13 protein-coding genes are annotated in these 12,998 nt (G+C 76.1%); 5 read left to right on the top strand and 8 right to left on the bottom strand.

Features of this window, described 5'->3' with window-relative positions; translation table 11 throughout:
• Window positions 1-69: 69 nt before the first annotated feature.
• Window positions 70-1,506, bottom strand: coding sequence for an NAD(P)/FAD-dependent oxidoreductase (locus tag BXA05_RS04075; protein ID WP_143311027.1), 1,437 nt, complete (start codon window positions 1,504-1,506; stop codon window positions 70-72).
• A gap of 191 nt (window positions 1,507-1,697) precedes the next feature.
• Between BXA05_RS04075 and BXA05_RS04070 the strand changes: the two genes are divergently transcribed.
• Window positions 1,698-2,159 (top strand): Lrp/AsnC family transcriptional regulator, encoded by a 462-nt coding sequence (locus tag BXA05_RS04070; protein ID WP_061268397.1) that lies wholly within the window; start codon window positions 1,698-1,700, stop codon window positions 2,157-2,159.
• Window positions 2,160-2,238: 79 nt separating this feature from the next.
• Here the strand turns inward: BXA05_RS04070 and BXA05_RS04065 are convergent, their stop codons facing one another.
• Window positions 2,239-3,795 (bottom strand): class I adenylate-forming enzyme family protein, encoded by a 1,557-nt coding sequence (locus BXA05_RS04065; protein WP_076403982.1) that lies wholly within the window; start codon window positions 3,793-3,795, stop codon window positions 2,239-2,241.
• A 139-nt stretch (window positions 3,796-3,934) separates the two neighbouring features.
• On the opposite strand from BXA05_RS04065, the gene BXA05_RS04060 reads away from it, so the two are divergent.
• A complete protein-coding gene (locus BXA05_RS04060) occupies window positions 3,935-4,615 on the top strand; it encodes a TetR/AcrR family transcriptional regulator (RefSeq protein WP_076403981.1) in 681 nt (226 codons plus the stop codon).
• A gap of 112 nt (window positions 4,616-4,727) precedes the next feature.
• Window positions 4,728-6,485: an acyl-CoA dehydrogenase family protein gene (locus BXA05_RS04055; RefSeq protein WP_076404124.1), complete on the top strand. Its 1,758-nt coding sequence runs from the start codon at window positions 4,728-4,730 to the stop codon at window positions 6,483-6,485.
• A gap of 262 nt (window positions 6,486-6,747) precedes the next feature.
• Here BXA05_RS04055 and BXA05_RS19945 read toward each other — a convergent pair whose 3' ends face one another.
• Window positions 6,748-6,996 carry a hypothetical protein gene (locus BXA05_RS19945; RefSeq protein WP_170963127.1) on the bottom strand — a complete coding sequence of 83 codons (249 nt, stop codon included), beginning with the start codon at window positions 6,994-6,996 and terminating at the stop codon, window positions 6,748-6,750.
• A gap of 144 nt (window positions 6,997-7,140) precedes the next feature.
• Between BXA05_RS19945 and BXA05_RS04045 the strand changes: the two genes are divergently transcribed.
• A complete protein-coding gene (locus tag BXA05_RS04045) occupies window positions 7,141-7,716 on the top strand; it encodes a DUF4240 domain-containing protein (RefSeq protein WP_076403980.1) in 576 nt (191 codons plus the stop codon).
• Between the two features lie 49 nt (window positions 7,717-7,765).
• On the opposite strand, the gene BXA05_RS04040 is transcribed toward BXA05_RS04045, so the two are convergent.
• The 3 genes from BXA05_RS04040 to BXA05_RS04030 all read right to left on the bottom strand — a co-directional run bounded on the left by BXA05_RS04040 (window position 7,766) and on the right by BXA05_RS04030 (window position 11,168).
• Window positions 7,766-9,151, bottom strand: a complete 1,386-nt coding sequence (locus tag BXA05_RS04040) for an FAD-binding oxidoreductase (RefSeq protein WP_076403979.1) — start codon at window positions 9,149-9,151, stop codon at window positions 7,766-7,768.
• A 118-nt stretch (window positions 9,152-9,269) separates the two neighbouring features.
• Entirely contained in the window at window positions 9,270-10,067 is a 798-nt protein-coding gene (locus BXA05_RS04035; protein ID WP_061268392.1) for an alpha/beta hydrolase, read from the bottom strand.
• Window positions 10,068-10,151: 84 nt separating this feature from the next.
• On the bottom strand, window positions 10,152-11,168 hold the full coding sequence (locus tag BXA05_RS04030; RefSeq protein ID WP_076403978.1) for a 5'-3' exonuclease: 1,017 nt from the start codon (window positions 11,166-11,168) through the stop codon (window positions 10,152-10,154).
• A gap of 112 nt (window positions 11,169-11,280) precedes the next feature.
• Between BXA05_RS04030 and BXA05_RS04025 the strand changes: the two genes are divergently transcribed.
• Entirely contained in the window at window positions 11,281-11,574 is a 294-nt protein-coding gene (locus tag BXA05_RS04025) for a hypothetical protein (protein ID WP_043656410.1), read from the top strand.
• A gap of 10 nt (window positions 11,575-11,584) precedes the next feature.
• Here BXA05_RS04025 and BXA05_RS04020 read toward each other — a convergent pair whose 3' ends face one another.
• Complete coding sequence (locus BXA05_RS04020; protein WP_076403977.1) at window positions 11,585-12,448, bottom strand: CPBP family intramembrane glutamic endopeptidase; 864 nt, start codon at window positions 12,446-12,448, stop codon at window positions 11,585-11,587.
• Between the two features lie 115 nt (window positions 12,449-12,563).
• Window positions 12,564-12,929, bottom strand: coding sequence for an ArsR/SmtB family transcription factor (locus BXA05_RS04015; RefSeq protein WP_076403976.1), 366 nt, complete (start codon window positions 12,927-12,929; stop codon window positions 12,564-12,566).
• Window positions 12,930-12,998 lie beyond the last annotated feature (69 nt).

Raw genomic sequence — 12,998 nt, 5'->3', positions numbered from 1 at the left:
TCTTTCGGCCGGGCTCGGCCGGCCGCGAGCCACGATCCGGGAGCCGCCCGAGAGCGCCTGCCGCCGGGCTCAGCGCAGCGGGTCGAACGCCCGGATCTCCTCGGGGGTCTCGCCGGTCGTCACGAGGTGGGCGAGCGCCCGGCCGGTCGCGGGCCCGAGCACCATGCCCCACATGCCGTGGCCGCCCGCGACGTAGACGCCGCGCGTGCGCGTCGCGCCGACGAGCGGCAGGCCGTCGGGCGTGACGGGGCGCGAGCCGACCCACTCGTCGTGCCGGTCGTCCAGGTCGACGCCCTGGAACAGGTGCCGCACGGACGCGAGGATCGCCTCGATCCGCCGGGGCTGGAGAGGCTCGTCCGGGCCGCGGAACTCCATGGTCCCCGCGATGCGGAACCGGCCCTGGTAGGGCGTGCACGCGACGCGGCGCGCGGGCAGGTAGATCGGTGTCTCGACGGGCTCGTCGGTCTTCACGGTGAACGAGTAGCCGCGGCCGGCCTGCACGCGCGTGCGCACGCCGAGCGGCGCCGCGAGCGAGGGCAGCCACGCGCCGGTCGCGAGCACGACGGCGTCGCCGCGCAGCACGACGCCCTCCTCGCGGTCGGCGGGGGACGCGGCCCGGCGCGGCGCCCCGGCGTCCGGCCCGGCGCCGTCGGTCACCCCGGACCCGCTGCTCGCCCCGGCGCCCACGAGGGCGGGGTGCCGGGCGGCGTCGGGGTGCACGGCGCGCGCGAAGACGCACGCGCCGAGGCGGCCGGGCTCGACGTCGAGCACGTCGAGGCCGGTGAGGATGGTGCCGCCGCGGGCGCGCACGGAGTCGGCGAGCGCGTGGACGTAGGGTCCGGGCTCGAGGAAGCGCTGGCCCTCCAGCGCGTAGACGGTGGACACGCGGTCGGTGAGCTGGTGCGCGCGCTCCCCGGCCTCGACGCGGCGGACGGGGACGGTCTGCCCGGCGGCGGCGACGTGCTCGAGCTCGCGCAGGAAGGGCCGAGCCTCGCGCACGTGCTCGAACGCGACGGTGAACGGGCCGGGCGTCGTGCCGGCCTCGACGCCGTGGCCGAGACTGCCGCCCGCGGCGAGCTCGTCGAACGCGTCGAGCGCGACGCCGTCGATCGGGGTGAGGGCCGCCATCGCGCGGTCCCAGCGGGCCTGCGTCGCGTGCGCCATGAAGCGCGCGAAGAACGTCCACAGGCGCGGGTCGAACCGCAGCGGGACGTGCAGGGGAGCGGCGGGGTCGAGGAGGGCGCGCGGCCCGTACGTCCACAGGGACGGGTCGGCGAGCGGCATCGCCATGCCGGGGGTGAGCCACCCGGCGTTGCCCCACGAGGAGCCCGCGGCGACGCCCTCGCGGTCGACGACGGTCACCTCGACGCCCTGCTCCTGGAGGTGCCACGCGGTGGCGAGCCCCACCATGCCGGCGCCGACGACGACGGCTGTGCGAGGGGCGCGGCCGGGGGGTGCCGACCGGGCGTCGCGAGAACGGGGACGGGGACGAGAGGTCGTGCTCACGCCGGGCTCCTTCGACCGACGCCCGCCCCGCGGGTGGCGAGGCGGGCGCGTGGCTGGTGTGCGGCGGGATGGTGCCGCACGACTCACAGCGTGGTGGATCCTTCGGCGTGCGGCAAGATGTGCCGAAGGATCATCGTCCCGGGCTGCTGCCGCCGCCGCGACGTTCGCCCGCTGACCAGGGGAGGCCCACCGTGCCGAAGGATCTTCGACCGTCCGCGCTGGACGACGTCGACCGCCGCATCCTCGACGTCCTCGCGACCGACGCGCGCGCCACGAACGCGGCGGTCGCTGCCCGCGTCGGCATCGCCGCCTCGACGTGCCACGCGCGCGTCCGGGCCCTCGTGGACCGCGGCGTGATCCGGGGCTTCCGGGCCGACGTCGACCCCGCGGCGCTCGGCCGGGGGCTCGAGGCGCTCATCGCGATCCGCCTCCAGGCCGGGGCGCGCAAGGGCCTGGAGGCGTTCCGCGACTACCTGCTGACGCTGCCCGACGTCGAGGGCGTCTTCTTCGTCACCGGCGACCGCGACTTCCTGCTGCACGTCGCGGTCGCCGACTCGGACGCGCTGCGCGACCTGGTGTCCCGGACGCTCAGCGTGCGCCCCGAGGTGGCCGGGACGAGCACGACGGTGATCTTCGAGCACGCGCGCCCCTGAGGCCGTCCGCCCCTGCGGTCGCCCGCCCCGGTGCCGTCCGCGCCCGGGCCGTGCGCCCGGGGGGAGTAGCGCCCCGGACTCACGCCACCGTCGTCCCCTCCCGCACGCGCGACCGCAGGACGTGCTTGGTGAGCTTGCCGGAGGGGTTGCGGGGGAGCTCCGTCACGAGCGCGACGTCGCGCGGCACCTTGTAGCGCGCGAGCCGGTCGGCGAGGAACGCGCGCAGCGAGTCGAGCGTCGGCTCGGTGCCGGGGGCGGGGACGACGAACGCGACGACCGTCTCGCCCCAGTCGGCGTGCGGCCGCCCGACGACGGCGACGTCCGCGACCTCCGGGGAGCCGCGCAGCGCCTCCTCGACCTCCTGGGAGTAGACGTTCTCGCCGCCCGTGATGATGACGTCCTTGAGCCGGTCGACGATGAACAGGTACCCGTCCTCGTCGACGCGCACGACGTCGCCGGTGCGGTACCAGTCGCCGACGAGCACGGCCTCGGTCGCCTCCGGGTCGTCGAGGTAGCCGACCATCCGGGTGTCCGACCGCAGCCAGATCTCCCCGGTCCCTCCCGGGCCGACGTCGTTCCCGTCGAGGTCCACGACCCGCACGTCGACGCCGGGCATGCCCGCGTGCCCGATCGAGCCCGCCTTGCGCTCCTGGTCGGCCGGGCCGAGCGCGGTGCCGACCGGCCCCATCTCGCTCATGCCGTAGACCTGGTGCAGCTCGCCCGGGTAGGCGGCGCGGATCGCGCGCACGGTGTCGGCGCCGACGGGCGCGCCGCCGGCGAGCCACAGCCGCGCGCTCGACAGGTCGAACGTCGACAGGTCGATGCCCTGCGCGGCGGCGACCTGGAGCGGCGCGACGTACGCGATGGGTGCGCCGAAGAACGCGGTCGTGCGCTCGGCCTCGACCGTCCGCAGCATCTCGATCGGGTGGTACTCGCGCAGCAGCACGGTCGTCCCGCCGAGGAACACCATCGACAGGAACCAGTTGTTGAGCGGCGAGGCGTGCCAGATCGGCATCGCGAGCAGGAAGCGGTCGTCCGCGCGCAGCCCGACGGCCGCCGTCGTGTAGGCCGCGACCGAGCTCAGCCCGCGGTGGGTGTGCTCGCAGCCCTTGGGGGCCGCCGTCGTGCCGGACGTGTAGAGCACCTGGGCGATGGTGTCCTGGTCCGGCGGCACGCCGTCCCACGGCGCGGCGGCCGCGACGAGCGCGTCGAAGTCGTCGCGCCCCGGCGTCCCCTCCGCGTCCTGCCCGACGGCGTCCGCCTCCGTCCACAGCCAGCGCACCGCGGGCGCGGCGGCGGTCGCGACGGGGGCCAGGCTCGCGTCCGCGACGCCCAGCACGGCGCCGCTGTGGGCGACGAGCCGCGCGACCTCGGGCGCCTGGAGCTTGTGGTTGACGGGGACGAGCACGGCGCCCGCGCGCCACAGGCCGAACGCCGCGACGACGAACCCCGGCGTGTTGTAGGTCATGACCGTGACGCGGTCGCCGGGGCGCACGCCGGCGTCCCGGAAGACGGCCGCCGCGCGGCGCGCGGCCGCGTCGAGCTCGGCGTACGTGAGCCGGCGCTCGCCCAGCACGAGCGCCTCCTTGGTCGGGACCTTGCGTGCCGTGCTCTCGAGCATGCTGCCCAGGTGCATGTCGTCCTCCTCGACGTCGTGCGCGGCGTCGTCCTCGACGCCTCCGGCCCGGCGGCCGGTACCGCGATGAATTGAATCATGCTTCAATTCTTCGTGGAAGCCGCCCCGAGGCGGTTCACCCGACGACGACGGAGGACCCGTGCCCTACCGCGAGACCCCGGCGACGCGCGCCGCCCGCGAGCGCAAGCGCGACGCCCTGCTCGACGCAGCGCGGACGATCGTCGCCGAGCACGGGTTCGCCGGCGCGAGCGTGCAGGCGCTCGCGGCGCGCGCCGGGGTGAGCACCGGCGGCGTCTACTCCTACTTCCCGACGAAGGCCGACCTGCTCGTCGCGGTGTTCCGCCAGGCGGCCGACGTCGAGCTCGACGCGGTGCGCGCGGCCGCCGCCGCGCGCCCGGACGACCCGCCCGGCGGCGGCACCGCGGCGCGCCTCGGCCGCGCCGTCGACACGTTCGCGCGGCGCGCGCTGCGCGGCCCGACGCTCGCGTGGGCGCTCCTGCTCGAGCCCGTCGACCCGGCCGTCGACGCCGCGCGGCTCGAGTACCGCCGCGCGTACGCGACGACGTTCGCGGACGTCGTGCGCGACGGCGTCGCGGCGGGCGAGATCCCCGACCAGGACGTCGCAGTCGTCGCGACGGCGCTCGTCGGGGCGATCGGCGAGTCGCTCACCGGTCCGCTGTCGCCGCTCGCCGCGGCCCGCGACGGCGGGTCCACGGGCCCGGCGCCGATCCCCGGCGAGCGGGACGCCGTCGTCGCCACGATCCAGCGCTTCTGCCTGGGTGCCGTCGGCGCCCGGGCGGTGGCGCCCGCTCCCGCCTGACCTGCCCGCCCGACCCACCCGCCTGACTCACCCGCCCGACCCGCCCGTCCGGGCCGCACCTGAGCACCGCCGCGCCGACCCCGAGCCACCCGCAGAGCCGCAGGAGGACACCGTGACCCCGACCGACACCCGCAGCGACACCCCCACCCGGACCGCCGGCGCCACCGGGACCGCAGGCGTCACCGACGCCGCGACCGCCGTCCCGCACCCGGCCCCCCGCACGACCCACCGCGTGACCAACCAGCCGCCGGAGCGCGAGGGGGTCAACGAGTACCTCGACCACCCCGTGCTGCGCGAGGCGGTGCACGCGTACGGCGGGGCGTGGGGCGAGGACCGGCTCGTCGAGGTCGGCGCGCTCGTCGGGACGGGGGACTTCCAGCGCGCGGCCGAGCTCGCGAACGTCCACGAGCCCGTGCTGCGCACGCACGACCGCCGGGGCCACCGCATCGACGAGGTGGAGTACCACCCGGCGTACCACGAGGTGATCGGGGCGGCCGTCGCGCACGGCGCGCACACGAGCGCGTGGGCGGAGCCCGGGCCGGGGGCGAACGTCGTGCGGGGCGCCGTCTTCTCGCTGTTCGCCCAGGTCGAGCCGGGCCACGCGTGCCCGGTCTCCATGACGCACGCGGCCGTGCCCTCGCTGCGGCACGCGCCGTCGCTCGCCGCGGCGTGGGAGCCGCGCCTGCTCTCCCGCGGGTACGACGGCGCCCTCGCGGCCCCGGGCAGCAAGCCCGGCGTGCTCGTCGGGATGGCGATGACGGAGAAGCAGGGCGGCTCGGACGTGCGCGCGAACGCGACGACGGCCGTGCCCGCCGGGGCGGACGGCGCCTACCTGCTGACCGGGCACAAGTGGTTCTGCTCGGCGCCGATGTCCGACGCGTTCCTCGTGCTCGCGCAGGTGCCGGGCGCACCGGGCGAGGGGGCGCCGTCGTGCTTCCTCGTGCCGCGCGTGCTGGAGGACGGCACGCGCAACGTGTTCCGCATCCAGCGACTCAAGGAGAAGCTGGGCAACCGGTCGAACCCGTCGTCGGAGATCGAGCTCGACGGCACCGTCGGGTTCCTCGTCGGGGAGCCGGGCCGCGGCGTGCGGACGATCATCGAGATGGTGTCGCGCACGCGGCTCGACTGCGTGCACGGCTCGGCCGCGGGCATGCGCCAGGCGGTCACCGAGGCGCTGTGGCACGCGCGGCACCGCACCGCGTTCGGCGCGGCGCTCGTGGACCAGCCCGCGATGACCGCGGTGCTCGCCGACCTCGCGCTCGAGTCCGAGGCCGCGACGCTCACGTCGGTGCGCCTCGCCGCCGCGCACGACGGGGAGTCCGAGCACGACCGCGCGTTCCGCCGCCTCGCGACGGCCGTGAGCAAGTACTGGGTGTGCAAGCGCGGGCCGCACCACGCGTACGAGGCGATGGAGTGCCTGGGCGGCAACGGCTACACGGAGGCGTTCCCGCTCGCGCGCCGCTACCGCGAGCAGCCGGTCATGGCGATCTGGGAGGGGTCGGGCAACGTCATCGCGCTCGACGTGCTCCGCGCCATGGGCCGCGAGCCCGCGTCCGTCGCGGCGTTCGAGGCGGAGCTCGACACGACGGCGGGCGCGCACCCCGTCCTCGACGCGCACGTCGCGCGCACGCGCCGTCTGCTCGCGGAGGTCGCGGGGGCCGACGCCGGGGCGCAGCAGGCGCAGGCCCGTCGCGTCGTGGAGTCGCTCGCCCTCGCGCTCCAGGCGTCGCTCGTGGTGCGGCACGCGCCGTCGGGCACGGCCGACGCGTTCGTCGCCGCCCGGCTCGGCGAGGACCGCGGCCACGGCTACGGCGTCCTGCCGCGGGGCACCGACGCGCACGCGATCCTCGCCCGGCACGCGGGGGCATGACCGGCGGCCGGCTCGCGTCTGGAGCACCACTCCCGTCCTGCTCGGCTACGGTCTCGGAGAGCGGTGGCCCGAGACCGAGGCCGTGATCGGGCCGTACCAGAGGGGGTCCTCGCGTCGGTGAGCGCCCTCGTCGGCGAGGAGGGCACGTGGGTTCGTGGGAACGGGGCGACGGCGTCCTCGAGCTGCCCGACGGACGGCGCGTGCGGGGTCGCGGGCTGCGCGCGGGGCTGCCCGGGCCGGGCGACGAGCCGGAGCTCGGCGTCTACCTCACCGGAGGGCGGCCGCCGTCGCAGCCCTGGGAGTCGTGCTGGGTCCGGTGGCCGGACTTCGCGCTGCCGCGGTCCGCGCCGGACGCCGTCGCGGTGCTGCGCGAGGCGTACGAGCGGGCCCCGACGAGCGCGTTGAGGTCGCCTGCGGGGGTGGGACCGGCCGCACCGGCACGGCGCTCGCGCTCCTCGCCGTCTGGGGTGGCGTCCGTCCCGACGACGCCGTCGCCTGGGTTCGCGCGCACTACCGGCCCCGCGCCGTCGAGACGCCGTGGCAGCGCCGCTGGGTCCGCCGCACCGGGGCCAGCACGGTCCCGTAGGTCCGGCTCCCGGACAGTGGCGTGCCAGGGAGCGATCGTTCGTGGGTGCCTGGTCGTACCGTCCGGTGCATGGATCGAGAGACCTTCTGGGAGATCGTCGACGCCGCGCGTGACCGGGCGGGCGCGGGTGCCGACGACCGCGGCGCCGAGGACGACCCGCTGCCCGGCGTCCTGACCGACCTGCTCGTCGAGCGGCTGAGCCCTGACGAGATCCTCGCGTTCGCCGACGTCGCCGGTGCCGTGGCGCGCGACGCCTACGCGTGGCCGGTGTGGGGAGCGGCGTACCTCGTCGAGGGCGGGTGCAGCGACGACGGGTTCATGGACTTCCGCGACGGGCTCGTCCTCGCGGGTCGTGGGACGTTCGAGCGTGCGGTCGCCGACCCGGACTCGCTCGCCGACCATCCCGTGGTCGCCGCGATGGCCGACGGCGGCTCGCCGTGGTTCGGGTACGAGTCCCTCGAGTGGCTCGTCGGCGGTGCCTGGTCGCGCGCGACGGGTGAGGACGACGAGGCGTACCACGCGGCGCGCGAGCGGACGTCGTCCGGGCACTCCCACCGCGAGCCCGCCGGCGACCAGTGGGACTTCGACGACGACGAGGAGAACGCGCGTCGCCTCCCGCGGCTCACCGCCCTCTTCGCGGTGTGACCGGAACGGGCCGGGGCGCCTCCCCCGGGCGCCGGGGGAGGCGGCGAGGTCAGACCCGCCAGGCGAACAGGCCCGTCGGGTCGTACGCCGCGCGCACCGACGCGAGGCGTGCCGCGGTCTCGGGCGACCAGGCCCGGGCGAGCGCGTCGTCCGTCCAGGGCCCGGGCAGGAAGTTGATGTTCGTCTCCGTCGCGGCCCACGGCTGCGACCACTGCGCGAACGAGGCCGCGGCGGCGACCATGTCCGGCAGCCGCGGCGGGTTGACGCCCACGAGGCTCAGCAGGAACCCGGCGGTGCGGCCGCCCGCGGCGGACCCGCCCTCGACGTCGCGCGCCCCGGCGCCGCCGACGTGCCGCAGCTCGGCCGCGACGAACGGCGACCCGCTGCCCGGCCCGAGCTCGGCGAGGAACCGGTCGAGGAACTCCTCGTCCACCTCCCGCAGGCCCGCGCCGTAGACCCACGACGGCCCGGCGTCCTCCGGGTCCGCGTGGATCGTCGCGACGGCCGTCACGGGCAGCTCGCCCACCGTGTCGGCGAGGGCGGGCGCGAGCGCCCGCAGCGGCGCGGCGAGGCGCTCGCCCTCCGCGGGGTCGCCCGGGTAGGCGAAGCGCAGGGCGAGCACCGTGCGGCCGCGCAGGTGCTCCGGGACGAACGGCAGGTCCGGGAGGGCGAGCACCGCGACCGAGGTCGTGACGTCGTCGGGCGCGGTCGCGGTCCACGACGCCCAGCCGCGCAGGACGTCCTCGACGTGCGGGGCGTCGAACGTGAGCGACCCCGCGTACAGCGTGCGCAGCGGCACGAGCTCGAGGTCGAGCCGCGTCACGACGCCGAGCCCGCCCTTGCCGCCGCGCAGCGCCCAGAACAGGTCCGGCTCCGTGTCCGGGCCCGCCTCGACGACCGACCCGTCGGCGAGCACGACCCGGAACCCGCGCACCCGGTCCGACGTCAGGCCGTGGCTGCGCGTCAGGGGCCCGTACCCGCCGCCGAGCGTGTACCCGACGACCCCGACGGACGTCGACGAGCCCGTGACGGGCGCGAGCCCGTGCTCCGCGGCCGCGTCGACGACCGCGTTCCAGCGCGTCCCGGCACCGATGCGCGCGACGCGCGACGCCGGGTCGACCTCGACGCCCGCGAGGCCGCTCGTCCCGAGGACGACGCCGTCCGTGATCGGCGACGACTCGCCGTGGCCCGTCGCGTGCGAGCGTACGCGCAGCCCGTGGTGGGCCGCGAACCGCACGGCCTCCACGACGTCGGCCTCCGTCTCCGCGAGCACCGCGACGTCGGGGTCGTGCGCGACGAGCGTGCTGTGCGCGGCGACGGCCTCCGCGGCGGTCGGGCCGCCGTCGGGCAGGTCGCCCCGCGCGAGGACGCGACCCGTGACGCGGTCCCGCAGCGCGGCGACGTCGGTGGGCGAGAGCGTGGTGGAGGCGGTCATGGTGCTGGTCCCCTTCGTCGGTGTGCGCGCTGCACGGCCGGAGGTGCGGTCAGGTCACCTGGACGACGACGCGCGGGCACGGTCTGTGACATGCCCGAGGGGTAGGGAGGGCGCCGCCTCAGGTTCGTGGCGTCCCGGCCAGCGGCAGCCAGTCGAGGACGTGCTGGATGGTGCGGTCCCAGAAGCCCCACTCGTGCGTCCCGGGCGAGAACTCCGACCGCAGCGCCACGCCGGACTCATCGGCCACCCGCTCGAACGCCCGGTTGCCGTCGACGAGGAAGTCCTCCGTCCCGCACGCGAGGAACAGCGCGGGGAGATCGGCCGTGCGACCCTCGGCCGCGGCGCGCCGCAGCAGGGCGAGCAGGTCGTCGTCCGAGCCCGCGATCTCGCGGTCGCCGAACACGCGCTCGATGTCCGGCAGGCGCCGCTCGCGGTACGACTCGTCGGCGAGGTCGAGCACCCCGGACAGGCTCGCCGCCGCCGCGAACCGCTCGGGGTGCCGCAGCGCCCAGCGGAACGCGCCGTACCCGCCCATCGACAGCCCCGCGACGAACGTGTCCTCGCGGCGCGTCGACACGCGGAAGAACTGGTCGACGAGGCTCGGCAGCTCCTCGGACAGGAACGTCCAGTAGCGGTGCCCGTGCACCTCGTCGGCGTAGAAGCTGCGCTCCACGCGCGGCATGACGACGGCCAGCCCGCGGTCGGCGACGTACCGCTCGATCGACGTCCGGCGCGTCCAGATCGTCTCGTCGTCGCTCATGCCGTGGAGCAGGTAGAGCACCGGGGCGCCCTCGGCGCGGGCGCTCGCCGACCCGGCCATGCCGATCTGGGTCGTCGTGGCCTGGGGGAGCACGACGGTCATCGACGTGCTCACCTCGAGCACGTCGGAGTAGAAGCTGCAGCGGACGAGAGCCACGGGTCGCCTCCCGGCGGGGTCGGACGGGCCGCCGGCGGTCCGCGGCGGCGGACCCAGTCTGCCCTCCGGACCGGCGGCGGCCGCTCAGCCGCGCAGCGCGTCCAGGAGGCGCTGCACGGACGACCCCAGACCCCAGCGCTCGCCGAGCTCGGCGAGCGCGTCCGGGTCGGCCGGGGCGGTGGGCAGCGCGTCGTCGACGTCGCCCAGCGGGGCGTCGGGCGCGACGCGCACGACGAGCGGGGCGACCTCCAGGTACGGGGCCGCCTCGGTCAGCCGGCGCCGCTGGGTCGCCGTCAGACCCGGGTCGCCCGCGTCGCGCGCCGCGAGCACGCCCGCGAGGTCGCCGTACCTCCCGAGGAGCGCGACCGCCGTCTTCTCGCCGATGCCGGGGACGCCCGGCAGGCCGTCGCTCGGGTCGCCGCGCAGCACCGCCATGTCCGCGTAGGCCGCCCCCGTCGCGACGCCGTACCGCTCGCGCAGGCGCGCCTGGTCGACGACGTCGAGGTTCTTCACGCCCTTCGTCGGGTAGAGCACGCGCACGCCCGCGGCGTCGTCGACGAGCTGGAACAGGTCGCGGTCGCCCGTGACGACCTCGACCGCCGCCCGGCCCGACGGGTCCGGCGTCGCGCCCGCCGCCGCACGGCGCGCGACCTCGCGCGCGGTGAGGGTGCCGATGACGTCGTCCGCCTCGTAGCCCGCCGCCCCGACGCGCGCGATGCCGAGCGCCGCGAGCACGTCGACGATGACCGGGACCTGCGCGACGAGCTTCTCCGGGACCTCCTCGACGCCCGTCGTGCCCGGGACGACCTCCGCGACGCGGTGCGCCTTGTACGAGGGGATCGCCTCGACCCGGAAGGCCGGCCGCCAGTCCACGTCCCAGCACGCGACGAGGCGCGTCGGACGACGGTCCGTGACGAGCGTCGCGATCATGTCGAGCAGGCCGCGCACCGCGTTGACGGGCGTGCCGTCCGGCGCCTTGATCGAGTCCGGCACCCCGAAGAACGCCCGGAAGTACAGGCTCGCGGTGTCGAGCAGCATGAGCTCGCCGCCGGGGGTGGCTTCGCTGCGCGCGGGGGCGCCCTCGTCCGTGCTCTGCGTCATGCGGTCATCCTGCCGCACGGCCCCGACACCGGTCTCCCCGGGGAGCGTCGCGCCTGCCCGGCCTGGCCGTCGGGCGGCGCGAGCGGTTCACTGGTGCTCGGAGGTGAGCGACATGTCCACGACGACGCGACGAGCAGCCGGCACGGCCGTCGCCCTCGCGGTGCTCCTGCTCCTGGGGGCGTGCGCGGCCGGGCCGAACGTCGCCGCGAACCCCGGGGGCTACGGGTTCTGGTGGGGCCTGTGGCAGGGCGCGATCCTGCCGGTGACGTTCATCGTGTCCCTCTTCACGGACACGGTGAGCATCTACGAGGTCGACAACAACGGGACCTGGTACGACGTCGGGTTCGTGCTGGGCATCGCGCTCTTCTCCGGCCCTGCGATCGCGCTGCGCGGCCGACGGTCCTGACGAGGGGGAGTCACCCCTCGGCCGGGGCGGTGCCCCGCGCACGGCCGGAGACGAGAAAGATCGCGAGGATCCCGACGAGGACGAACACGACGTTGAAGGTGCCCGCGATCGCGTTCAGTGCCTCGGAGCCGGAGCTCGCGCCGTGTGCGTCGACGCCGTCCGTCGCGAGGAACGTCGTCGGGTCGGTGGCCGCGTGCAGGAGGATCGCGGGCACGATGCTGCCGGTGACACGCATGGAGAGGTACATCATCGTGCCGAAGCCGAACGCGTAGACCACCGTGGTGCCCACGAGCAGGAGGTTCTGCCCCGAGACGAGGTTCGTCGTGTGCAGGAGGCCGAACAGCAGGGACGACAGCACCATCACCGCCTTCTCGCCGTACCCGGCCCGGCGGAGCATCGTGACGGCGACGCCGCGCGTCAGGACCTCCTCGGCGAACCCGACGCACAGGCCGAGCGCGAGGACGGTGAGGACGACCGTGACGTCGTAGGCGCCCCAGTCCGTCGCCGCGAGATGGAGCGCGACCGGGACGAGCACGAGGACGACCGCGACCCACATCCACGGTCGGCCCGCGACCGGCTGCGGCCCGAACACCTCGCGTCGCCACCGGACGGTCCGCAGGAAGACGACGAGCAGCAGGCCCATGACGAGGATCGGCAGCAGCAGCCCGAAGAACACGGTGCCGGACGAGTCGAGGAGCTCCTCGCCGCTGCCCGGCCCCAGCCGGGTGAGCCCGACGAGCCACCCGACCCCCAGGTACACCGCGATGTAGAGGACCGCGAACAGGAGGGCCCGCCACCAGCCGCCGCGGTCCCAGAACCGTTGCCAGCCGGACCGGGGGCCGGCCTCCTCGATCGATCCGGTCAGCTCGGTCATCGTGTGCCTCGCTCGTCGTCGGACGACCGTCGCCGACGGCCGGTCGGTGCGGACGGCGCCACCGACAGGGGCGAGCGTAGGGACAGGAGGACGGGAGCGCGCGGCGAAGCGGCGCTCAGCGCCCCGCGATCTCCGTGAGCGACCCCGCGACGCGGGCGAGAGCGCCCGGGACGAGCGAGTAGTACGCCCAGCGGCCGCGCTGCTCGCGGGTCAGCAGACCGGCGTCGACCAGGATCTTGAGGTGGTGGCTGACGGTCGGCTGGGAGAGGCCGACCGGCCCGGTGAGGTCGCACACGCACGCCTCGTGCCCCTCCTGGGCGGCGACGATCGCGAGGAGCTGGACCCGCGTCGGGTCCGCCAGGGCCTTGAAGGTGCGCGCGAGCTCGCGCGCAGCATCGGGGTCTGCCGCCCCGGTGGCGGCCGGGCCGCAGCAGCCGGGTGCGCCGCGCGGGGGCGCCGGGGGCAGCGTGGCCGTCGTCATGCGGCCATCCTGCCACACATTGACACTCATCGATGGGTGGTCCACGATGCTCGCATCGATAACCTTCAA

This window comes from Cellulosimicrobium funkei (assembly GCF_900155925.1).
GTDB classification, from domain to species: Bacteria; Actinomycetota; Actinomycetes; order Actinomycetales; family Cellulomonadaceae; genus Cellulosimicrobium; species Cellulosimicrobium funkei.
This window is presented reverse-complemented; position numbering and strand designations above follow the sequence as displayed.